The following is a 21,981-nucleotide window of genomic DNA, read 5'->3' on the forward strand; positions in this document are numbered from 1 at the left end:
CGCGAAGGCGGCGGCATATTCAATATTGATGTCGCCTGACACACCGCTTTCGCGAGCAAGCCCGCTCCCACATTGGATTTGCGTTAACTCATCAATCCCGCGCAGCACGCCAGGCCTCGATCAACTCCACAAACCGGCCCTGCACCTGTTGGATCAGCGTTTCATCATCGATTTCCCCGGCCAGCCAGGCCCGGCTCGGTTCCTGGAAGATCGTGCGGCCCACGGCAAAGCCGCGACAGGTGCTGCTCTGGCTGGCCTGGCGGAACCCTTCGGCCAGGGCCGCGGCCGGGGCGTTGAGGCCCAGCAGCACTACGCCGCGGCAATACGGGTCGCGCTGTTGAATCAACTCATCAAGCTGTTTCCATTCCTGCGCACTCTGGGCCTCGATCTTCCACCACGCCGGGAAGATACCCAGGTTGTAGAGGCGCTTGAGGGCGCGATAGAGCACGTCCGGGTGCGGGGATGGATGATCCTTGGGTGGAATGACTTCCAGCAGCAATTCATGGCCGCTGGCCTGGGAGGCCTTGTACAACCCCATCAATTGCGCCTCTTGCTCCAGGCGCAGCAGCGGTTCGTCGTCAGGGTGAAATTGCACCAGGCACTTGATGATCTGTTCCTGTGGCCAGGCGATCAGGTTGCTGCCAATGGAGCGCCCATGCTCGAAGGCCAGTGGCCGCGAACCCTGCACTTCCACCGGCCGCGCCACCCACCAGCCGCGGCCGGTGGCAGCGTTCAGCGAATCCTGGCCGAAGCGCTGGTCGGCCAGCAGACCGACGTCAGCCTCGATGCCCTGGTGCCGCAGGTCGGCTTCGACCCGCGCCACCGCCTGGATGAACAACTGCTTGAGTTCGCCGATGCTGCTCAACTCGCGGCCGCCCTTCTGGGCCAGTTCCACCAATTGTCCGCGATGGTCGAAGGCGAAGATAAACAGCTGTTTCCAGGTCTTGCGGGGCACGCTGACCTGATGCAGCCGTTGCAGCACGACATCTTGGTCCGGCCGGGTGATGGGCACCGGGCTGTCGAATAAATAGTCGAGTTCGGCCCGGGTCGGCATTGCCGGGGCGCAGGCATGGCGCGACACCACCAACCCACCGCAAGCATTGGCCAATTGGCAGCAGCGTTCGTCGCTGGCGTCCTCCAGCCAGCCGGCGAGAAATCCGGACATGAACGCATCGCCAGCGCCCAGTACATTCAAGACTTCGACCCGCACGCCAGGGTAAATGGCGCCGTCTTCGAGCCGGGCCGGAATGGCACCATGGATCACCGTACAACCCTGGGGGCCGAGCTTGACCACCAGGGTCGCCGCCGTCAGCGAGCGCACGGTACGCAACGCGGTCAGCAGGTCTTCGCTGCCGCCGGCGATGAGATATTCTTCTTCGGTGCCGACGATCAGATCGAAACGCGGCAGGATGCTCTGCACGTGCTGGCTGACTTTCTGGTCGGCCACAAACCGCGTTTCGCCATCGGCCTTGCCCGCCAGGCCCCAAAGCACTGGCCGGTAATCGATGTCGAGGACCCGCTTGACCTGATGTTTTTGCGCATAGTCCAGCGCCTGGATACTGGCCTTGTAGACGCCGTCGGTGGAGAAATGCGTGCCGGTGATCAGCAAAGCCTTGCTGGAAGCAATGAAGGTTTCGTCGATGTCTTCGGCGCGCAGCGCCATGTCGGCGCAGTTCTCCCGATAGAACACCAGGGGAAAGGTTTCCCGGTCCTTGATCCCCAGCAGGACCATGGCCGTCAGACGTTCGGGATCGACCTTGATGCCACTGACATCGCAGCCTTCGCGGGCCAGGGATTCCACCAGAAAGCGCCCCATGTGGTCATCGCCAACCCGGCTCAACATCGCCGACCTGAGCCCCAGGCGCGCCGTGCCGAAGGCGATGTTGGCCGAGGAACCGCCAAGGTACTTGGCGAAGCTCGAAACATCTTCCAGGCGCGCGCCGACTTGCTGCGCGTAAAGGTCGACGCCCAGGCGTCCCAGGCAGATCACATCCAATTGACGCCCACTGGCAAAACGAGTCTGGCCCATGCTGGCTCCTGTTATTTTTATCAGCCTGCGCTTGTCGCCGACACCGGCGGCAACGCTGTTGGTGCATGCAGACTAAAACGAGCAGCGCGCAAAAATCAATAATTATTCTATAAGTTTTTTACGTGGAATATTTTTTCCAATACGCTATGACCAAAGCGAAACCAGACCCAGTGCATCGTTTCAGCACCTGCTGCAACATTTGTCCGCCCATGATTTTCCCTGCGCCTACGCTGTAGACTGCGACCAGCCAACCTATTGTCGAGGGCCGGCCTTTTTTCGGGCCGCCCTATAAGAACAAGCCAGAAGGATTTTCTATGACCCGCCCCGATGATCTGCCGGCGCCGTCCGAGAGCGCGTCCGAACCCGCCCTCCCGAGCCCACCGATCAATGCCGAGCGCCTGCTGCAACTGATCACCGACGAATACGAAAGCCTGCCGCGCCAGCTCAAACGCATCGCCAGCTACATGAGCCAGCAGAGCGACCGGATCATGGTCGATCGCATCAGTGACATCGCCCGGGAATGCGAAGTGCACCCCTCGGCCATCGTCAGGTTTTCCCAGCGCTTCGGCTTCAGTGGGTTCAGCGAAATGCAGGCGTTGTTCCGCGAGGCCTACACCCACAAGACCACGCCGGTGCAGAACTACCAGCAGCGCATCCGCAGCATGATCGCCAACAAGTCGCAGAAAGCCAGCGGCGGCGACCTGGCCCGCGAGTGCGTCAACGCGACCCTGTCGGGCATCGAGCGCCTGGGGTTGGAGCTGGACGACCAGGCGTTCGAAAAGGCCGTGGACCTGGTGGTCAACGCCGACAACATCTATGTGGTGGGCGTACGCCGCTCGTTCGCGGTCGCCGATTACCTGGTCTACAACCTGCAACACACCAACAAACGCATTCACCTGGTGTCCGGCCTGGGGGGTAGCTACCGCGAGCAGATGCGCAGTGTGCGGGCCAACGACCTGGTCATCGCCATCAGCTTTACGCCCTACGGCAAGGAAACCCAGCACTGCCTGCGTATTGCCCAGCATCATCAGGCCAAGACCCTGATCATCACCGACAGCAACCTCTCGCCCCTGGCCAAGCGGGCCAACGCCGTGTTGCTGGTGAACGAAGGCAGTTCGTTCGCCTTTCGTTCGTTGAGCGCCACGTTGTGCCTGTGCCAGGCATTGTTCATCGCCGTGGCTTACCGGCTGGAACTCAAGGTCGATGAAATCCATGAACAGGTCGGGTTCGAGGATTAACGCCCGCAAGATTTTCTCAAGGAGACGTCATGAAACTGATCGGCATGCTGGACTCGCCCTACGTGCGACGCGTCGCCATTTCCGCCAAGTGCCTGGGGGTTGCCCTGGAACACGAGTCCGTTTCGGTGTTCCGGCATTTCGACCAGTTCCAGCGCATCAACCCGGTGGTCAAGGCCCCTACCCTGGTGCTGGACGATGGCAACGTGCTGATGGACTCCACATTGATCATCGACTACCTCGAGGCCTTGGGCGCGCCGGGCAAAAGCCTGATGCCGGTCGACAGTGGGCAACGGCTGCGCACACTGCGCTTGATCGGCCTGGCCCTGGCGGCGTGCGAGAAGTCGGTGCAGATCTACTACGAACGCAACCTGCGGCCGACAGAAATCCAACACGCCCCTTGGGTCGAACGCGTGGAAGGCCAGTTGGCGGCGGCCTATGGCATGCTCGAACAGGAACTGGTGAAACAGCCCCTGGCCACCGATGGCACACTCGATCAGGCGGGCATCACCGTGGCAGTGGCCTGGAGCTTCACCAACCTGGTGGTGCCGGACCAGGTGCAGGGCAAGTCATTCCCATCGATTAGCGCGTTCACCGCCTATGTCGAAGGGTTGGAGGCTTTTGTCAGCACGCCGATGGAATAAGCGCAGGATTGCGATTCACCCTGGATCGCTGTGGGAGCGAGCTTGCTCGCGATAGCGGTGTACCAGTCAATATGGATACTGACTGACCTGACGCCATCGCGAGCAAGCTCGCTCCCACAGTTTGTTCCCGGACGTCTGCGGGATATGCACTTACCACAACTCCCACAGTTTGTTTTCGGGTGACTGCGGGATATGTATTGATCACAGACTCCACACAGGATTTGCTCAGGCCAGCTCCATTTCCTTTGGCTTTACCACCGGTGCCACCTCGAAGCGGTCCGCCAGGAACGGCGTGATGTCCAACGGCAAGGACTCGTTGTTCACCAGTTTGTCCAGCAACACGCCGGTGATGGCCGAGGTCAGGATGCCGGTGCGGAAATGCCCGCACGCGTTGAGATAGCCTTCCACCCCGCGCATCGGCCCCAGGATCGGCAGTTCATCAGGCGAACCCGGGCGCAGGCCGGCCCAGGTTCGTTTCAGGTTGATATCGACCAACTGCGGAATGCAGCGCACCGCGCCTTGCACCAGCCCTTCGATCTCCGGATAAGTCGTGGTCACGTCGAAACCCTTGTCTTCGGTGGTGCTGCCGATGAGGATTTCACCGTTGTCTTTCTGCGCCACATAGCAGTCGCTGGTGGTCAGGCAGCCGTTGAGGATTTTCGGCATGCGCTCGGTCAGCAGGATCTGGCCCTTGACCGGCTTGACCGGAATCCGCACGCCGGTGGCCTGCTCGCTCAGGTCCGCCGCCCAGGCGCCGGCCGCGTTGATCAGGGTCCGGCAGTGGAAGGTCCCCGCCTCGGCGGTTTGCACCCCTGTCACCCGTGTGCCACTGCGCACCACCTCGGTCACGTTGGTGTTGAAGAACAGGTCGACCCCGTTCTGCCGGGCGCCTTCGGTGTAGGCGTCGGCCAGGCGGAACGGACTGAGCTGGTGATCGCAGAGAAACTCCAGGGCGCCCAGGGCCTCATGGCTCACATTCGGCTCCGCCGCACGCAGGGCCGCCTGGTCAAGCCAGCGTACCTGGTCTGCCAGGTGGGGAATGCAGGCGACGATGTGCTCGGCGTACAAACGGTCTTCGTCGTCGTAGATCACGAACTTGAGCCCGGTCTCCTCGAACTTGAAATCCATGCCATGACGGTCGATCAATTCGCGGTGCAACTGCGGGTACATCGCATTGGACTGCAAGGCGAAATCGAAGAACGACTGCGGCAGGATGTGCGGCGTGCTGGCATCCACCGCCACCGCGGCGCCCTGGGTCTGGCGCTTGCGGTTGGCCGACATCATGCGAAAGAAGATCACCCCGCAACCCAGGCCCACCGACTCACCGATGGCCCACAGCCCACCCGCCGAGGCGCGAGTCGCGTTGCCAGGGCGCTTGGCGTCGATCAGGGCGATTTTCAGGTGTTTGCGCTTGGACAGTTGATAGGCACACGAGGCCCCGATCACACCGCCACCGGCGATGACCACGTCATAGTCCTTAATCATGGGAAACGGTCTCCGTGCCGACGTTCTGGAACGCTGAAAAGGGAATCGGATCGATGGGGAAACGTGGCCGCAGCCAACCCACGTCGGCGCGTCCGGTGGCTTCGCGCAAGCGATCGCTGCAGTAGCCGACGCACATTCGCCCCTGGCAATCGCCCATGCTCACGCGGGTGCGCATCTTCAGGCTGGCCATGTCTTGCACGCCTTGCTCCAGTGCCAGGTCGATATCGGCGCGGGTAGCATGCTCGCAGCGGCAGATAACCGTGTCGGCGGCAGGCAACGCGGTTTGCCCGGCACCACGCTGGGTGTAGCGATCCACGGCGGCGCGAAAGCGAATGATCCGCGCCAGTTGCGTCTGGTAGCGCTCCCGGTGGGCCCGGGCCGTGGACGGATCCAGCACGTTGCGTTGCATGAGGATCGACAACGCCGCGATGCGCCCGCTGAGCATGGCCGCTTCACCGCCACGGATCCCGCCCATGTCGCCGGCCAGATGAATGTGCGCTTCGCTGCTTTGTTGCCAAGCATCGGACACGGCCCGCAAATAGCCGTCCTCGCTGAAACCGTGCTCCAGGCCCATCTGCTGGCTCAATTGAGTCCGCGGGATAAACCCGTAGCCCACCGCCAGGGTCTGGGCCGGCACCTGTTCGGCGCGTTTGAGGTCCGGCTCCCAGGTCGCGGAATAAGGCGCGACGGTGACGTGGCTCAACTCACCCTCGCCGTCAGCCTGCACCACGCCCCAGCCATAGCGCACGGGAATGCGATTGAGCTTGAGGTAGGCCAGCATGCTCAGGCCGTCGAGGAACAACTGCGGCTTGTTCAGCAACGCCAGGCTTTCCTTGGCGATCCGACCGAACCCACAGGCTTCGAAGACGCCCGCCACCGCCACGCCCGAAGCGTGCAGCTGGCAGGCCACCAGCGGTAGCAACGGCCCCGTGCCGGCGATCACCACCGGGCTTGGTGGCCGGACCACGCCGCTCTTGATCTGCAATTGCAGGCCTCCGAGCATCAGCACTCCCGGCAGCGTCCAGCCAGGAAAAGGCACGCTGCGTTCGTGACAACCGGCCGCCAGGACCAGGTGGGAATAGGCGACCTCGCCCAGGCGCTCGTCGGCATCCAGCAGCATCAACGCCCGGAAGCCTTCGGCACCGATGACACGGTTGCCCAATCGCACCTCGATCAACCCGGCGTGGCGCTGGTATTCTCCGTGGAGTCTTTCCAGGGCTTCGCTGTAGCGCGGCCCCAGGTAATCCAGGCTGACGCCATCGCGCAGCGGCCCGCGGTACACGACGCCGCCGAGGCGTGGCGCTTCTTCGAGCAAGGTGCAACGCACCCCGTGGGTGGCCAGCTCGATGGCCGCAGCCATGCCCGCCGGCCCACCGCCGACAATCACCGGATCGAGGCTCATGGCGCCTCCGTTTCGGTCATGCGGTTGGCCCGGGTTTCGATCTGCATGCCAGGGCGCACCAGGGTCTGGCAGGCGCGGCGCTTGTGGCGGCCGTCGATCTTGACCAGGCAGCACTGGCACACGCCCATGCCGCAGTAGGCGCCGCTGATCTGGTCGTGGTCGTTGCGGGCGACCTGGCGTTGCCCCAGGGACTGGATGACGGTGAGGACGGTTTCCCCGTGGGCGGCGTTGACGGCTTGCCCGTCCAGGCGCACCGTCATGTCGGCGCGGGTCAACGGCTGGATATCGAATGTTCGGCGTAGAACGTCTTGAGGTTGCATCATGCTGCTCTTCCTTGAAGGTTCAGTGAGGTTTCGGCTCCTTGCGGCACACATCCACCGGTTCGCGTCGGTACCCGGCAACAGCGCACCGAGGCGGGGCAACAGACGCAACATGATAGTGCGAGCGAAATTCATGTTAGGGATAATTTGTGACCAAGTGTTGATCCAGGCCAGCGAATCGACGTATCGATCCATGAACTTTTTTTCAGAAAGCCGACAGGTAATTTTTGGCAGAATGCTGCGCAATCGCTCCAACTTCCTCACACGGTACCGCCCATGAACCGCATCCTGACCATCGAAGACGACGCCGTGACCGCCCGTGAAATCGTTGCCGAGCTGACCCGCAACGGCCTGGACGTCGATTGGGTCGACAACGGCCGCGAAGGCCTGGAACGGGCGGTCAGCGGCGACTACGACTTGATCACGCTGGACCGCATGCTGCCTGAGCTCGACGGTCTGGTGATCGTCACCACCCTGCGCACCATGGGCGTGGCCACGCCGATCCTGATGATCAGCGCTCTCTCCGATGTGGACGAGCGCGTGCGTGGCCTGCGGGCCGGCGGCGACGATTACCTGACCAAGCCATTCGCCACCGACGAAATGGCCGCCCGGGTCGAAGTGCTGCTGCGGCGCAACAATGGCACCCGCGAGCCGGAAACCGCGCTGCGGGTGGCCGACCTGGAATTGAACCTGATCAGCCGCGAAGCCAGCCGCAACGGACAACTGCTCAGCCTGTTGCCCACCGAATACAAGCTGCTGGAATTCCTGATGCGCAACAGCGGGCAAATCCTCTCGCGCATGATGATTTTCGAGGAAGTCTGGGGCTATCACTTCGACCCCGGCACCAACCTGATCGACGTCCACATCGGCCGCCTGCGCAAGAAAATCGACCCGCCGGGCCTGGAACCGCTGATTCGCACGGTACGGGGTTCCGGCTATGTCATTGCTGAACCCCGCTAAGGGCTGGCGCTCCTCCAGCAGCCGCCTGCTGGCGCTGTACAGTTCGCTGTTCGTGATCTGGAGCGCGATCCTGATGGGGGTGATGTATTACGAAGTGTTTGGCTACCTCGACAGCCTGGCCAAACACTCCCTGATGCAGCGCCAGCACCTGTTCGCCCGGATCCACGGCGACCAACTGGAAGATGCGCTCATGGCCAGCCTGACGCTGGACGAGCGCGGTGTCGACGCCTACGGGCTGTTCGATCCGCAACTGCGCCATTTGAGCGGGCCGATCCTGCGTGTGCCCGCCGACCTGCCCCTTGACGGCAAGATCCACATGCTCGGCGGCTGCGTCGATTCCGATGACCCGGGCGTGCCTTCCGACAGTTGCGACGCGGTGGCGACCCGGACCCAGGACGGCCGCTGGCTGATCCTGGCCCGGGACAACGGCTCGCTGTTCGCAGTGACACGGATCATCTTGCACGCGCTGTTCTGGGGCGTATCACTGACCATCCTGCCAGGCATCGCTGGCTGGCACCTGCTGCGCCGCCGCCCGCTACGCCGGATTCGCCAGTTGCAGGCCAGCGCCGAAGCCATCGTCGCCGGCGACCTGACCCATCGCCTGCCGCTGTCGAGCCGGCGCGATGAGCTGGACATGCTGGCGGCGATCGTCAACGCCATGCTCGAGCGCATCGAACGCTTGATGAACGAGGTCAAGGGCGTGTGCGACAACATCGCCCATGATCTGCGCACCCCGTTGACGCGCCTGCGTGCCCAGCTTTATCGCATCCAGCAGCAAGCGCCGGACGGCTCCCCCGAGGCCTTGCAGATGGACCAGGTGATCGCCGAGACCGACACCCTGATGGCGCGGTTTCGCGGTTTGTTGCGGATTTCCGAACTGGAAGACCAGCAACGGCGCTCGGGCTTCGTACGCCTCGACCCGTTGCAGTTATTGCAGGAGTTGCATGATTTTTACCTGCCCCTGGCCGAGGAGCGCGAACTGACCTTTATCCTGGAGGCGCCCGACGCCCTGCCCCTGCTCAACGGCGACCGGGCCTTGCTGTTCGAGGCGGTGTCGAACCTGCTGAGCAACTCCATCAAGTTCACCCCGCCGGGGGGCACCGTGATCCTGCGTGGAGTCGACCAGGGCGACAGCACGCGCATCGAAGTGCTCGACTCCGGCCCGGGCATCCCCGAGGCGGAGCGCAAGGCCGTATTCCGCCGTTTCTACCGCGCAGAGGGCAGCAGCCAGCATGGCGGATTCGGCCTGGGCCTGTCGATCGTCGCAGCGATCGTCAACCTGCACGGGTTTACATTGGAGGTGGGCAGCAGCGAACACGGCGGCGCGCGATTGGTACTCGATTGCCGGGGGACATTGTTGTAGCCATGGGATGGGTGCGCTGGATCTTTACCTATCAGAGCTCACCGCGATGCAACGGGGTGTTTTGCAGTTCATAGCGCAGCTCATCGATCAGCTTCGCGATACTGTCTTCCGAGCGGACGCTATCGACGCTCATGCCGCTCACCACCAAGTCCACCTCGCCGCTTTCACGGTGATACAGGCGCACGGTGAGGGTACCGTCGCCATTGAGGCTGCATTCGCAGGCCAGCGGCGTAAAGCTTTCTTCGAGGCGGGCACGCAAGGGGGACAAATGGGTCATGCGATGCACCTTAGCCCTGAGGGGACAAATGAACGGTAGACAGCGCCGACCTCCTGGTCCGAATAGATATCCTGTCGCGCTCGTATCGGGTTCGTTCACTGCACATCGTGGCGTATTCCTTGAGTGTTTCGTGGGGGACGCGACATCACAAACGATGTCGCACTCTCATAGCCTAAGGAACCGCCCCCCCGTGCAAAACCCGAATTTGCACCAGTACACCCGGTACATTTGCACTGGCTATCATGGTGCCTTCATCCGCCATTCGCCGGCGAACAAACCCCGCTCTCGCGCCCAGACAATCGCCTCGCTGCGGCTGTGGACATCCAGTTTCGAATACAGTGTCGCCACGTGATTGCGCACGGTGTTGGGCGCCAGCTTCAGCCGCGCGGCGATTTCCTTGTCGGCCAGCCCCTCGCAGATCAGCCCCAGCACGTCCCGTTCCCGGGCCGTCAGCTCGGTGAATGACACGCTCGGCACCTGGGCGTTGATGCTCTTCACGTTGGCCAGTTTCTCAATCAGGGTCCGGCTGAACCAGGAGGCGTCTTTCATCACCTCCTCAATGGCCGCCACCAGCTCCAGCTCCGAGCGCTTGCGTTCAGTGATGTTCATCAGCACCAACAGGTAACAGGGCTTGTCCTGGATGAGCAAGGTGTCGGCGGCGACCTCACAGTCGATGAGCTGACCGCCTTTCTTATGCACCTTGACGTCGATACTGGAGACCGCGGCAGCCTTTTCCAGCCGGGCAAACAGCGCGGCGCCGGCGTCCTTGTCGAGAAAACCGATCTCCTCCACGGTTTTACCCAGCAACTCTTCGCTGGCGTAACCGGTGGTCTGGAGAAATGCTTCGTTGATTTCCAGCAATTGTTGTTCGGCGCTGCACACCAGGGTGGGCACGGGCGACAGCCGGAACGACTTGGCAAAACGCTCCTCGCTCTGGCGCAGCGCCGTTTCAGCCTTGCGGCGCGGCTCCATGTCCATGAAGGAAAACAGCATGCAGTCTTCGTCATGCAGGTCCAGGGGCTGACCGGCGACGACCACCTGCTTGCTGGTGCCATCGGGCAATTTCAACTCGGCCTGCATCTGCGGAATCGTCGCGCCCTGACCCAGACGCTCGACGGCCAGGTCGCGCTTCTCGGCAGCCTCGAGCACATCCAGTTCATACACTGAACGCCCGATCACCTGCTCGCGGCTGTAGCCGGTCATCTCCAGGAACCCCGGATTGACCTTGATATAGCGCAGGTCGCTGAGGCGACAGATCACCGCCGGCGCCGGGTTGGCCCCAAAGGTTTTCTCGAAGCGCTGCTCGGCGCTGGCCCATTCGGTGGCATCGCTGAGGATCAACACGAGCAGTTCGGGCTCGCCGTTGCGGTCGGCCAGGACCATACTGCGGATCCGATGCACCCAGGTGCGATCCGGTTCGGCCTGGGGCGTGACTTCCACCAACACATCGCTGAATTCATCGCCACGGGCAACCCGGGCGATGGGGTAGTTGTCTTCTGTCAGCGGATGATTGTTGCGGTAACGCAAATTGAACCGCTGGGCGTATTCCTCGGCGTTGGCACCCAGCGCCTTGAGGTCCTCGACCCCGTGCATGGTCAAGGCCGCTGCGTTGGCCCAAGCGATGGTCTGATCGACCTCGATCAACATCACCCCGTCGGACAGTCCGGCAATGATCTGCAGCAATTGACGACGGTTGGTATCGGTGGTCGGAACTTGCTGATTCATTGGGTCTCCATGTGATTCAGGCGCGCATGGAAGTTACGACCATTCCCATTGATGACACGTTCCCCGTAGCAGCCGTATAGGAGCTGTAGAGGGCAACGAGGTTGCGATCTTCTACCCTTCACGCCGCCATGCGCCCCTCGGCAATCGCCTGGGAGGCCGCCAGCATCGCTCGCAGCAACACCGCACAACCGGCGGCGAGGTCATCCGGATCGGCGTTTTCGATTTCGTTGTGGCTGATGCCGCCTTCGCAGGGTACGAAGATCATCCCGGCCGGGCCCAGTTCGGCGAGGAAGATCGCGTCATGGCCGGCACCGCTGACGATGTCCAGATGGGACAGGCCCAGCCCCTGGGCGGCACCGCGTACGGCGTCGACGCAGCCCTGGTCGAAATACAGCGGCGGGAAGTCGGCGGTGGGTTTCAAATCGAAGGTCAGGCCGTGCTGCCGGCAGGTGTCTTCGATCACTTGCTTGACCTCGGCGATCATCGAATCCAGGCGCGCCGGTTCCAGATGACGGAAATCCAGGGTCATGCGCACCTCGCCGGGGATGACGTTGCGCGAGCCCGGATAGGCCTGCAGACAACCGACCGTGCCGCAGGCATGGGGCTGATGACCGAGGGCGGCGCGGTTGACGGCGCCGACAATGATCGAGGCGCCCACCAGGGCGTCCTTGCGCAGGTGCATCGGGGTCGGGCCGGCGTGGGCCTCGACGCCCCGCAAGGTCAGGTCGAACCACTTCTGCCCCAGGGCGCCCATCACCACGCCGATGGTCTTGCCCTCGTCCTCGAGGATCGGCCCCTGTTCGATGTGCGCCTCGAAATACGCCCCCACCGGATGCCCACTGACCGGGCGCGGGCCGGCATAGCCAATGGCGTTGAGCGCCTGGCCCACGCTGATACCCTCGGCGTCGGTCTTGGCGAGGGTTTCTTCAAGGGTGAATTTCTCGGCGAACACCCCGGAGCCCATCATGCACGGGGCGAAGCGCGAGCCTTCTTCGTTGGTCCAGACCACCACCTCCAACGGCGCTTCGGTCTCGATGTTCAGGTCATTGAGGGTGCGCAGCACCTCCAGCCCGGACAGTACGCCAAAGCAGCCGTCGAACTTGCCGCCGGTGGGTTGGGTGTCGATATGGCTGCCAGTCATGACCGGTGGCAGGTTCGGATTGCGCCCCGGGCGCCGGGCGAAAATGTTGCCCACCCCATCGATGCTGACGGTGCAGCCAGCGGCTTCGGTCCATTGCACGAACAGGTCGCGGGCCTGGCGGTCCAGGTCGGTCAGGGCCAGCCGACACACGCCGCCCTTGACCGTGGCACCGAGCTGGGCCAGCTCCATGAGCGATTGCCACAGACGGTCGCGGTTGATGTGCGAGTGGGTGGATTGCAGGACGTCGATGGCTGCGTTCATGGGGATCTCCTTCAGGCAGTTATCTCATTTCAACGCGGTCCAGTGTGGGAGCGGGCTTGCTCGCGAATGCGGTGTATCAGCCCGCATTGATGTTGATTGACCCACCGCATTCGCGAGCAAGCCCGCTCCCACAGGAACCGCATTCATCTGTTATTGCAGAGGTGACTTGGCGACAGCCGGGCTGGCCCCCTGCATACTGCACAACCCGTAATAAATCACCCCACCCAGCGCCGAGCCGGTGAACCAGCCGTAGCTGTAGAACCAGCTGAACGCGTCGCTGCCCAGGGATAACAAGGTCAGCACCACCGGCACGCCAAAGGCGATGAAGCCGTTCCAGTTCCACGCCGGGTAAATGTCGTCGCGGTACAGCCCGGCCAGGTCCAGGTGCTGTTTCTTGATCAGGAAATAATCCACCACCATGATCCCGGCAATCGGCCCCAGCAGGCTTGAATAGCCCAGCAGCCAATTGGAGTAGACCGACTCGAGGCTGACCTCGGAGACGATCAGGCCGAGTTTCTTCAACAGCTCATGGGCCATCAGCGCCAGCCCCACCAGCCCGGTGAGCATCACGGCCTTGGTGCGGCCGATCAGTTTCGGCGCCAGGTTCTGGAAGTCGTTGGTGGGCGAAACGATGTTGGCCGCGGTGTTGGTCGACAGCGTGGCGACGATGATCAGCACCATGGCCAGCGCCACCCACACCGGGCTCTGGATGTGCCCGATCAAGGTCACCGGGTCGGAGACGGTCACCCCTACCAGTTTTTCCGAGGCGGCGGTCATGACCACGCCGAGGGAGGCGAACAGGAACATGGTCAACGGCAGGCCGATGATCTGCCCCACGACTTGGTCTTTCTGGCTCTTGGCATAACGGCTGAAGTCCGGAATGTTCAACGACAGGGTGGCCCAGAAACCGACCATGGCCGTCAGCCCGGCGAGGAAATAGCCGGTCACCCCGGCACCTTCGGGCCGCTTGGCCGGGACCGCCATCAGTTCAGTCAATGAAACGTTTGGCAGCGCCCACACCAACAGGCCGACACCCACCAGCACCAGCAGCGGCGCTGACAAGGTTTCCAGCCACTTGATCGACTCGGCGCCGCGCAACACCACCCACAGGTTGATGACCCAGAACACCATGAAGCCGATCACTTCGCCGGTGCCGCCCAGGCTCTTCCAGCCGTCGAACACCGAGCCAAGAAACAGGTGGATCGCCAGCCCGCCGAACATCGTCTGGATGCCGAACCAACCGCACGCCACCAGGGCGCGGATCAGGCACGGCACGTTGGAACCGATGACGCCAAAGGACGAGCGCAACAGCACCGGAAACGGAATGCCGTACTTGGTCCCGGCGAAGGCGTTCAGGGTCAGGGGGATCAGCACGATAATGTTGGCAAACAGGATCGCCAGCAGTGCCTCGCCCACCGTCAGGCCGAAATAAGCGGTGAGCACGCCGCCGAGGGTGTAGGTCGGCACGCAGATCGCCATGCCCACCCACAGTGCGGTGATGTGCCATTTGTTCCAGGTTCGCTCGTGCACCTTGGTCGGCGCGATGTCGTGGTTATAACGGGGGCTGTCGAGGACGTCGCTGCCGGCTTCAAGCTCGAACAATCCGTCGCGCTCGGTCACTGTTGATCTGGTCATGTCCGCTCCACTGTTTTCATTATTTTTGCTCATCGACGGGCGATGGCCGGAGTACTTGCACGCGTGCTACCGACCACCCCGCCAGACCCACGACGGCACTCAATAACCGTGCCGGATAATGCGCCGAGCTGACCGGATGATCGATATAACCCTTCCAACCTTTTGATGTTTAACGTTTAAAGCCACGGTATTGCCTTGTTTCACTCCCTGCATATCGCCCTTTAGGCTAGATGACCTTCACGCCCTGTCGAGAGGAAGATTCAAAGTGGTGCACCTCGGATCAACGCGAGGTGTCTAGACCGCACTTGCAACGCTTTCAAGCCGCTGATTTACCATGACAAATCTCGCTCAAATAACAATCCTGTCAAGTGCGTCAAAATGGTGAGCAGGCTCACCATTTTGGTGAATTTATAATTTAATCCTTAATTTTCAATAAGTTATTTAACGAATAAGCTTATAAAAAATAATCTTGCTCATTTCATAAACTCCAGCTAGCGTCTAATCCTGACAGTTGTGACAAGAATATAAACCGGCACGACTTTACCTACCGTGATCGATAAAACATAAAGAACCGGCAACAGTCGGTCATGCCTGCGAGGAACTCGGAATGTCTCTGTTGATCCGTGGCGCCACCGTTATTACCCATGATGAAAGTTATCGCGCCGATGTGTTTTGCGCCGACGGCGTGATCAAGGCCATCGGTGACAACCTGGATGTTCCGGCCGCTGTCGAAGTGCTCGATGGCAGCGGTCAATACCTGATGCCCGGCGGCATCGATCCCCATACGCATATGCAGTTGCCGTTCATGGGCACGGTCGCCAGTGAAGACTTCTTCAGCGGCACGGCGGCGGGTCTCGCCGGCGGCACCACCTCGATCATCGACTTCGTGATTCCCAACCCCCAACAGTCGCTGATGGAAGCCTTTCATGAATGGCGGGGCTGGGCCGAGAAAAGCGCCAGCGACTACGGGTTCCACGTGGCGATCACCTGGTGGAGCGAACAGGTCCGCGAAGAAATGGCCGAGCTGGTCAGCCATCACGGGGTGAACAGCTTCAAGCATTTCATGGCCTACAAGAATGCAATCATGGCCGCCGACGACACTTTGGTGGCGAGCTTCGAGCGCTGCCTGGAATTGGGCGCGGTGCCCACCGTGCACGCCGAGAATGGCGAACTGGTCTATCACCTGCAACGCAAGCTGCTGGCCCAGGGCATCACCGGCCCCGAAGCCCATCCGTTGTCACGCCCTTCGCAAGTGGAAGGCGAAGCCGCGAGCCGCGCCATCCGCATCGCCGAAACCCTGGGCACGCCGCTGTACCTGGTGCACGTGTCCACCAAGGAAGCCCTGGACGAAATCACCTATGCCCGCAGCAAGGGCCAACCGGTCTACGGTGAAGTACTGGCCGGGCATCTGTTGCTGGACGACAGTGTTTATCGCGATCCCGACTGGCAGACCGCCGCTGGCTACGTGATGAGCCCGCCCTTCCGCCCACGCGGGCATCAAGAGGCACTCTGGCACGGCTTGCAGTCCGGCAACCTGCACACCACCGCCACCGACCACTGCTGCTTCTGCGCCGAACAGAAGGCCGCCGGGCGTGACGACTTCAGCAAGATCCCCAACGGCACCGCCGGAATCGAAGATCGCATGGCGGTGCTCTGGGACGAGGGAGTCAATAGCGGCAAATTGTCGATGCAGGACTTCGTCGCCCTCACCTCCACCAACACCGCGAAGATTTTCAACCTTTACCCACGCAAGGGGGCGATCCGCGTCGGCGCCGACGCGGATCTGGTGCTTTGGGATCCTCAGGGCAGCCGCACGATCTCAGCCAAGACCCACCACCAGCAAGTGGACTTCAACATCTTCGAAGGCAAGACCGTGCTCGGCGTGCCCAGCCACACCATCAGCCAGGGTCGGCTGGTGTGGGCCGACGGCGACCTGCGGGCCGAGCGCGGCGCCGGGCGCTACATCGAACGGCCGGCGTACCCGGCGGTGTTCGATTTGCTGAGCAAGCGGGCGGAGCTGAATAAGCCAACCGCCGTGAAACGCTGACATCCAGGCCTTCGGCCTTCGCGAGCAGCCCGCTCCCACATTGGATCTGGGATAGACGCAGATATGTGGTGTGCCGCAAATCCCTTGTGGGAGCGGGCTTGCCCGCGAAGGCGTCAGTCCAAACACCGAAAAAACCACTGCCCACCAGAGGCAGCACCTCAAACACCGTGAGGCCCACTCCATGATCCAGCCCTTGAGTCACCTCCCCCATTCCCAGGAAGACCCGGCCACCCTCGCCGCCCGCTTCAGCGACCTGGCGCCGCCGCTCAACGCGCGCCAGGCCCACCTGGAAGCGTCCCGCTGCCTGTACTGCTACGACGCACCGTGCGTGAACGCCTGTCCGAGCGAGATCGACATTCCTTCGTTCATTCGCAACATCCACCAGGACAACGTCCAAGGCGCGGCACAGAAAATTCTCTCGGCCAACATCCTCGGCGGCAGTTGCGCCCGGGTCTGCCCCACGGAGGTCCTGTGCCAGCAAGCCTGCGTGCGCAACAACGCCCATGAATGCGCGCCGGTATTGATCGGCCAGCTGCAACGCTACGCCGTAGACAACGCTCATTTCAGCGAACACCCGTTCAAGCGTGCCGCCGCCACTGGCAAGCGCATCGCGGTGGTCGGGGCCGGCCCGGCAGGGTTGTCCTGCGCCCATCGCAGCGCGATGCACGGCCATGACGTGGTGATTTTCGAAGCCCGGGACAAGGCCGGCGGCCTCAACGAATACGGGATCGCCAAGTACAAACTGGTGGACGATTACGCCCAACGCGAGCTGGATTTCCTGCTGGACATCGGCGGCATCGAAATCCGTCATGGCCAGAAACTCGGGGAAAACCTGAGCCTGAGCGACCTGCACCAGCAATTCGACGCAGTGTTCCTCGGCCTCGGCCTGGCCGCCAGCAAACAACTGGGCCTGAGCGACGAGCAGGCGCCGGGGCTGCTGGCCGCCACCGAGTACATCCGCGAACTGCGCCAGGCCGACGACCTCAGCCAGTTGCCCCTGGCCGATCGTTGCATTGTGCTCGGTGCCGGCAACACCGCCATCGACATGGCCGTGCAGATGGCTCGCCTCGGCGCCCGGGACGTCAGCCTGGTCTACCGTCGTGGCCTTGAGGACATGGGGGCCACCTTGCATGAGCAAGACATCGCCAAGGCCAATCAGGTGCGTCTGCTGACCTGGGCCCAACCGCAACAGGTGTTGCTCGATGACGCCGGGCATGTGCGCGGCATGCGCTTTTCCCGTACCCATCTGGAAAACGGTCGACTGGTCATCGGGGCCGAGACCTTCGACCTGGCCGCCGACGCCGTTTTCAAAGCCATCGGCCAAGCCTTCGATGACAACGCACTGGTGGACCCACTGGCCCGGGAACTCAAGCGCCAGGACGGGAGAATCCTGGTGGACGAACACCTGCGCACCAGCATTCCCGGTGTCTATGCCGGCGGCGATTGCACCAGCCTGGACCAGGACCTCACCGTGCAGGCCGTGCAGCACGGCAAACTCGCCGCCGAGGCGATCAACGCTCAACTGATGCTTAACGTGGAGGCTGCGTAAATGGCCGATCTGTCGATTGTCTTCGCCGGCATCAAAGCCCCAAACCCGTTCTGGCTGGCCTCCGCACCGCCCACCGACAAGGCCTACAACGTCGTCCGCGCCTTCGAGGCCGGCTGGGGTGGCGTGGTCTGGAAAACCCTCGGCGAGGATCCGGCAGCCGTAAATGTGTCCTCGCGTTATTCGGCCCACTACGGTGCCAACCGCGAGGTCTTGGGCATTAACAACATCGAGCTGATCACCGACCGTTCCCTGGAGATCAACCTGCGGGAAATCACCCAGGTGAAAAAGGACTGGCCCGACCGGGCGTTGATCGTGTCGCTGATGGTGCCCTGCGTCGAAGAATCCTGGAAACGCATCCTGCCCCTGGTGGAGGCCACTGGCGCCGACGGCATCGAGCTGAACTTCGGCTGCCCCCACGGCATGCCGGAACGGGGCATGGGCGCGGCGGTCGGCCAAGTGCCGGAGTACGTCGAGCAAGTGACCCGCTGGTGCAAGACCTATTGCTCGTTGCCGGTGATCGTCAAGCTCACACCGAACATCACCGACATCCGCGTCGCCGCACGGGCGGCCCATCGCGGCGGTGCGGACGCAGTGTCGTTGATCAACACCATCAACTCCATCACCAGCGTCGACCTGGACCGCATGGTCGCCCTACCCAGCGTCGGCGGCCAGAGTACCCATGGCGGTTACTGCGGCTCGGCGGTCAAGCCCATCGCCTTGAACATGGTCGCTGAAATCGCCCGCGACCCGCAGACCCAAGGCTTGCCGATCTGCGGCATCGGCGGCATCGGCAGTTGGCGCGACGCGGCGGAATTCATCGCCCTGGGCAGCGGCGCGGTGCAGGTCTGCACGGCGGCGATGCTGCATGGTTTTCGCATCGTCGACGAAATGAAGGACGGTTTGTCGCGGTGGATGGACGAGCACGGCCACGCCAACCTCCAGGCGTTCTCCGGACGCGCGGTGGGCAACACTACCGACTGGAAGTACCTGGACATCAACTACCAGGTCATCGCCAAGATCGACCAGGAGGCCTGCATCGGATGCGGTCGCTGCCACATCGCCTGCGAAGACACCTCACACCAGGCCATCGCCAGTCTCAAGCAGGCTGATGGCACGCGTAAATATGAAGTGATCGATGAAGAGTGCGTGGGCTGCAACCTGTGCCAGATCACCTGCCCGGTGCAGGACTGCATCGAGATGGTGACGGTGGACACCGGCAAGCCGTTTCTGGATTGGAACCATGATCCGCGCAATCCCTATCATGTTGCGGTTTGAAATTTGAGGTGTCAGGGCTGTCCTCTTCGCGAGCAAGCCCGCTCCCACAAATGGATCGCTGCCGTTCACAGATAGTGTGTTCACTACAGACCCAATGTGGGAGCGGGCTTGCCCGCGAAGGGGCCATCAGCCTCACCAAAAATTCTCAAGGCTCCAACCCGATGCCCCGCAAAATCACCCCGGTCACCGTCTGCACCGCCCGTTCGAATTGCATGTCGGACAGCGGCTGGTGGTCGTTGAGAATATTGATCTGGTGGTCGAAGTCGGCGTAGTGCTGGGTCGAGGCCCAGATCATGTAGAGCAGGCTCGAGGGCTCCACCGGGAGGATGCGTTTGTCCTCCACCCACTGGCGAATTTTCGCTTCCTTCATCTTGGCCCAGTCATAGAGGCTGGCATCCAGCGCCTGGCCCAGGGTCGGGGCACCGTGGATGATTTCGTTGGCCCAGACCTTGGAGCCGTAGGGCCGGCTGCGGGAGTGGTTCATCTTGGCGCGGATGTAGCTGCTGAGCACCACCCGCGGGTCGTCGAACATTTCGAAGCACAAGGCATCCTGCTTCCACACCTCCAGCAGATCGAACAGCACGGCGCTGTACAGTTCGCTCTTGGTGCTGAAGTAGTAATGCAGGTTGGAACGAGGCAATTGCACTTCGGCGGCGATGTCGGCCATGGCGGTGCTGCCGAAGCCTTTCTCGGCAAAGACCTTCTCGGCGGCCAGCAGGATTTTCTCGACGTTACTGCGACGAATCTCGATCTTGTGATTGCCCATGAGGGCTCCCTGGCAACAGCGTTGCTCAAGACTAGCATCCGCCCACTTTCGAAAACACTGGGGCTCGCTTCCCATTGACCGTGCACGTTCAGGCGGATGTACACAATGCCCTTGTGGTGAGTCGGCTAGCGTGCTTCGACGTTATCCAGCGCGCGGTTCGCCAATAATCCGCTCAGTTCGATCAATTGTTGGATGCCCAAGGCGATGTGACGCCTGGGACCTTCCAGGTCGAAGGCCAGGTCATTGACCATGGCATTAGCCGAGGCCAGGTTTTCGCTGAGGTTGGCGAGCAGGGTTTCGGTGTCGACGCCATGGGCGACGGTGAAGAGTTGTCCGGGCGCAGTTGCTGCTTCGGTTTTGTCCGGTTTTGGGTTGAGGTAGTAGTCGATGGCGCGCTCAGCGGCTTCGTCGAGTTTCTTGCGCGGCGACGTTGGATCGGTATTCGGTGGATTCGGGGTTGCTTTGAACATGATGAAACTCCAGATGAGAAAATTGGAGCCATCACTCTCGCTACCAAACGAAGGGTGGTGGCCATACGAAGGTTGGTAGACCGGTCATCTGGCACCCGGCGCGCCCGAGGACGCCCTACGCATGACCACCATAAAGCAGAGGCGTAAAATCTTCTGCATCAGGTGCACTTGCGCCAGAAAAACCGGGCTACCAAACCCGATCGCTGACTCCTCAGCGACCCGGAAACGATAAAACCCGACCGCAAGGCGCACAAGCCGGCGGATTCTGGCGCAGGTGTAGGCAATGGCGCAAGACAACGTAGCTTGATCCCGAACGTTCCTACATCTGGATAAACACAGCCCTGTTTAGACTGGGATTAGGATCAACCACACACTTGTGGCGAGGGGATAAATCCCCTCGCCACAAGAGACCTCACCGTCCATGAGAGTGCGGGCATTCGACTAATGTCTTAGACCAGTCATCGCACAACCAAGCCCCCTCCCCGCTATCCTCAAACCACAGATCTGCCCGGCGCCACGGCCTGCGATCTTGTCCTCGTTCAGAAAACAGCCATTGAAACGCCTCATTTTGAAGCACAGCCGAGTTGGATAATTCCGGTAATGGCCAGTTGACAATGAGCAGCCGCTTCCAAATAATCCCTCCAATGTTGTACGACGACGTATGACAAAAATAAAAACAACAAAAAAGTAGGGAGCGTCATAGTGAGCACACGTGTCCGTTTTTCGCCCGATCGCCGTCCAAACCGCCGTACCCTTCTCAATGCCAGCCCCGCCCTAATCCTGCTCGGTTGCAGCAGCCTTACCGCGTTTCTGCCAACCGCCGCCAGCGCCGAAGGCTTCGTCGATGACGCCAAGGCCACGCTGAACCTGCGCAACGCCTACTTCAACCGTAACTTCACCAACCCGAACAACGCCCAGGGCAAAGCCGAAGAATGGACCCAGAGTTTCATCCTCGACGCCAAGTCCGGCTTCACCCAGGGCGTGGTGGGTTTCGGCGTGGACGTGCTGGGTATGTACTCGGTCAAGCTCGACGGCGGCCGTGGCACGGCGGGTACGCAGTTGCTGCCAGTGCATGACGACGGTCGCCCGGCCGACGACTTCGGCCGTTTGGGCGTGGCCCTGAAGGCCAAGGTGTCGAAGACTGAGTTGAAGGTCGGCGAGTGGATGCCAGTGCTGCCGATCCTGCGTTCCGACGACGGTCGCTCCCTGCCGCAAACCTTCCGTGGCGGCCAGGTGACCTCCACCGAAATCAACGGCCTGAACCTCTACGGCGGCCAGTTCCGCGGTAACAGCCCGCGCAATGACGCGAGCATGGAAGACATGTCGATGAACGGCCGCGGCGCGTTCACCTCCGACCGTTTCAACTTCGGTGGCGGTGAATACGCCTTCAACGAAAA

The 21,981-nt window shown here is 61.9% G+C and carries 18 protein-coding genes; 8 read left to right on the forward strand and 10 right to left on the reverse strand.

The window, feature by feature from the left end:
• Positions 1-91 precede the first annotated feature (91 nt).
• Positions 92-2,029, reverse strand: coding sequence for a bifunctional 5-dehydro-2-deoxygluconokinase/5-dehydro-2-deoxyphosphogluconate aldolase (gene iolC, locus BT125_RS02215; protein WP_072404915.1), 1,938 nt, complete (start codon positions 2,027-2,029; stop codon positions 92-94).
• Positions 2,030-2,343: 314 nt separating this feature from the next.
• Between iolC and BT125_RS02220 the strand changes: the two genes are divergently transcribed.
• Together BT125_RS02220 and BT125_RS02225 are read left to right on the forward strand one after the other, a co-directional pair.
• Entirely contained in the window at positions 2,344-3,267 is a 924-nt protein-coding gene (locus BT125_RS02220; protein WP_003202885.1) for a MurR/RpiR family transcriptional regulator, read from the forward strand.
• Positions 3,268-3,296: 29 nt separating this feature from the next.
• Positions 3,297-3,908, forward strand: a complete 612-nt coding sequence (locus BT125_RS02225; protein WP_072404917.1) for a glutathione S-transferase — start codon at positions 3,297-3,299, stop codon at positions 3,906-3,908.
• Positions 3,909-4,133: 225 nt separating this feature from the next.
• Here BT125_RS02225 and hcnC read toward each other — a convergent pair whose 3' ends face one another.
• Genes hcnC through hcnA form a run of 3 tightly spaced genes read right to left on the reverse strand, consistent with a single transcriptional unit; the run spans position 4,134 to position 7,115 of the window.
• Positions 4,134-5,393, reverse strand: a complete 1,260-nt coding sequence (gene hcnC, locus BT125_RS02230) for a cyanide-forming glycine dehydrogenase subunit HcnC (protein ID WP_072404919.1) — start codon at positions 5,391-5,393, stop codon at positions 4,134-4,136.
• On the reverse strand, positions 5,386-6,795 hold the full coding sequence (gene hcnB, locus BT125_RS02235) for a cyanide-forming glycine dehydrogenase subunit HcnB (RefSeq protein ID WP_072404921.1): 1,410 nt from the start codon (positions 6,793-6,795) through the stop codon (positions 5,386-5,388). The genes hcnC and hcnB overlap by 8 nt, the downstream gene beginning before the upstream one ends.
• On the reverse strand, positions 6,792-7,115 hold the full coding sequence (gene hcnA / locus BT125_RS02240) for a cyanide-forming glycine dehydrogenase subunit HcnA (RefSeq protein WP_072404983.1): 324 nt from the start codon (positions 7,113-7,115) through the stop codon (positions 6,792-6,794). The genes hcnB and hcnA overlap by 4 nt, the downstream gene beginning before the upstream one ends.
• Positions 7,116-7,391: 276 nt before the next feature.
• Here hcnA and BT125_RS02250 point away from each other — a divergent pair, with 276 nt between their 5' ends.
• The gene (locus BT125_RS02250; protein WP_053122824.1) at positions 7,392-8,075 is read left to right on the forward strand and encodes a response regulator transcription factor; all 684 of its coding nucleotides are present in this window, start codon (positions 7,392-7,394) and stop codon (positions 8,073-8,075) included.
• Entirely contained in the window at positions 8,053-9,438 is a 1,386-nt protein-coding gene (locus BT125_RS02255) for a sensor histidine kinase (RefSeq protein WP_072404926.1), read from the forward strand. Before BT125_RS02250 ends, BT125_RS02255 begins: the two co-directional genes overlap by 23 nt.
• A 31-nt stretch (positions 9,439-9,469) precedes the next feature.
• Here the strand turns inward: BT125_RS02255 and BT125_RS02260 are convergent, their stop codons facing one another.
• The 4 genes from BT125_RS02260 to BT125_RS02275 form a co-directional block, all read right to left on the reverse strand.
• Positions 9,470-9,715, reverse strand: a complete 246-nt coding sequence (locus BT125_RS02260) for a DUF1652 domain-containing protein (protein ID WP_072404928.1) — start codon at positions 9,713-9,715, stop codon at positions 9,470-9,472.
• 240 nt (positions 9,716-9,955) lie between these two features.
• A complete protein-coding gene (locus BT125_RS02265) occupies positions 9,956-11,440 on the reverse strand; it encodes a PAS domain S-box protein (protein WP_072404929.1) in 1,485 nt (494 codons plus the stop codon).
• Between the two features lie 118 nt (positions 11,441-11,558).
• Positions 11,559-12,842 (reverse strand): Zn-dependent hydrolase, encoded by a 1,284-nt coding sequence (locus BT125_RS02270; protein ID WP_072404930.1) that lies wholly within the window; start codon positions 12,840-12,842, stop codon positions 11,559-11,561.
• Between the two features lie 150 nt (positions 12,843-12,992).
• Complete coding sequence (locus BT125_RS02275; RefSeq protein WP_072404931.1) at positions 12,993-14,477, reverse strand: NCS1 family nucleobase:cation symporter-1; 1,485 nt, start codon at positions 14,475-14,477, stop codon at positions 12,993-12,995.
• 607 nt (positions 14,478-15,084) lie between these two features.
• On the opposite strand from BT125_RS02275, the gene hydA reads away from it, so the two are divergent.
• From hydA to preA, 3 genes are all read left to right on the forward strand, one after another.
• Positions 15,085-16,524: a dihydropyrimidinase gene (gene hydA / locus BT125_RS02280; RefSeq protein ID WP_072404933.1), complete on the forward strand. Its 1,440-nt coding sequence runs from the start codon at positions 15,085-15,087 to the stop codon at positions 16,522-16,524.
• Between the two features lie 181 nt (positions 16,525-16,705).
• Positions 16,706-18,073: an NAD(P)-dependent oxidoreductase gene (locus BT125_RS02285; RefSeq protein ID WP_072404935.1), complete on the forward strand. Its 1,368-nt coding sequence runs from the start codon at positions 16,706-16,708 to the stop codon at positions 18,071-18,073.
• Positions 18,074-19,348 (forward strand): NAD-dependent dihydropyrimidine dehydrogenase subunit PreA, encoded by a 1,275-nt coding sequence (gene preA, locus BT125_RS02290; RefSeq protein ID WP_072404936.1) that lies wholly within the window; start codon positions 18,074-18,076, stop codon positions 19,346-19,348.
• Positions 19,349-19,493: 145 nt separating this feature from the next.
• Here the strand turns inward: preA and BT125_RS02295 are convergent, their stop codons facing one another.
• Together BT125_RS02295 and BT125_RS02300 are read right to left on the reverse strand one after the other, a co-directional pair.
• On the reverse strand, positions 19,494-20,114 hold the full coding sequence (locus BT125_RS02295; RefSeq protein WP_060741719.1) for a TetR/AcrR family transcriptional regulator: 621 nt from the start codon (positions 20,112-20,114) through the stop codon (positions 19,494-19,496).
• A 125-nt stretch (positions 20,115-20,239) separates the two neighbouring features.
• Positions 20,240-20,584 carry a DUF6124 family protein gene (locus BT125_RS02300; RefSeq protein ID WP_072404937.1) on the reverse strand — a complete coding sequence of 115 codons (345 nt, stop codon included), beginning with the start codon at positions 20,582-20,584 and terminating at the stop codon, positions 20,240-20,242.
• A gap of 702 nt (positions 20,585-21,286) precedes the next feature.
• Here BT125_RS02300 and BT125_RS02305 point away from each other — a divergent pair.
• Positions 21,287-21,981, forward strand: a 695-nt coding sequence (locus tag BT125_RS02305) for an OprD family outer membrane porin (RefSeq protein ID WP_139271660.1), incomplete at its 3' end; no start/stop codon positions are given.

This window comes from Pseudomonas sp. NFACC04-2, assembly GCF_900119265.1.
Taxonomy (GTDB): Bacteria; Pseudomonadota; Gammaproteobacteria; order Pseudomonadales; family Pseudomonadaceae; genus Aquipseudomonas; species Aquipseudomonas fluorescens_AA.

Coding starts and splice junctions, on each gene's coding strand:
- BT125_RS02255 (WP_072404926.1), top strand. CDS start 8,053: ATGTCATTGCTGAACCCCGCTAAGGGCTGGCGCTCCTCCAGCAGCCGC.
- BT125_RS02300 (WP_072404937.1), bottom strand. CDS start 20,584: ATGTTCAAAGCAACCCCGAATCCACCGAATACCGATCCAACGTCGCCG.
- iolC (WP_072404915.1), bottom strand. CDS start 2,029: ATGGGCCAGACTCGTTTTGCCAGTGGGCGTCAATTGGATGTGATCTGC.
- BT125_RS02270 (WP_072404930.1), bottom strand. CDS start 12,842: ATGAACGCAGCCATCGACGTCCTGCAATCCACCCACTCGCACATCAAC.
- BT125_RS02250 (WP_053122824.1), top strand. CDS start 7,392: ATGAACCGCATCCTGACCATCGAAGACGACGCCGTGACCGCCCGTGAA.
- hcnA (WP_072404983.1), bottom strand. CDS start 7,115: ATGCAACCTCAAGACGTTCTACGCCGAACATTCGATATCCAGCCGTTG.
- hcnB (WP_072404921.1), bottom strand. CDS start 6,795: ATGAGCCTCGATCCGGTGATTGTCGGCGGTGGGCCGGCGGGCATGGCT.
- BT125_RS02275 (WP_072404931.1), bottom strand. CDS start 14,477: ATGACCAGATCAACAGTGACCGAGCGCGACGGATTGTTCGAGCTTGAA.
- BT125_RS02285 (WP_072404935.1), top strand. CDS start 16,706: ATGATCCAGCCCTTGAGTCACCTCCCCCATTCCCAGGAAGACCCGGCC.
- hcnC (WP_072404919.1), bottom strand. CDS start 5,393: ATGATTAAGGACTATGACGTGGTCATCGCCGGTGGCGGTGTGATCGGG.
- BT125_RS02265 (WP_072404929.1), bottom strand. CDS start 11,440: ATGAATCAGCAAGTTCCGACCACCGATACCAACCGTCGTCAATTGCTG.
- hydA (WP_072404933.1), top strand. CDS start 15,085: ATGTCTCTGTTGATCCGTGGCGCCACCGTTATTACCCATGATGAAAGT.
- BT125_RS02260 (WP_072404928.1), bottom strand. CDS start 9,715: ATGACCCATTTGTCCCCCTTGCGTGCCCGCCTCGAAGAAAGCTTTACG.
- BT125_RS02225 (WP_072404917.1), top strand. CDS start 3,297: ATGAAACTGATCGGCATGCTGGACTCGCCCTACGTGCGACGCGTCGCC.
- BT125_RS02295 (WP_060741719.1), bottom strand. CDS start 20,114: ATGGGCAATCACAAGATCGAGATTCGTCGCAGTAACGTCGAGAAAATC.
- BT125_RS02220 (WP_003202885.1), top strand. CDS start 2,344: ATGACCCGCCCCGATGATCTGCCGGCGCCGTCCGAGAGCGCGTCCGAA.
- preA (WP_072404936.1), top strand. CDS start 18,074: ATGGCCGATCTGTCGATTGTCTTCGCCGGCATCAAAGCCCCAAACCCG.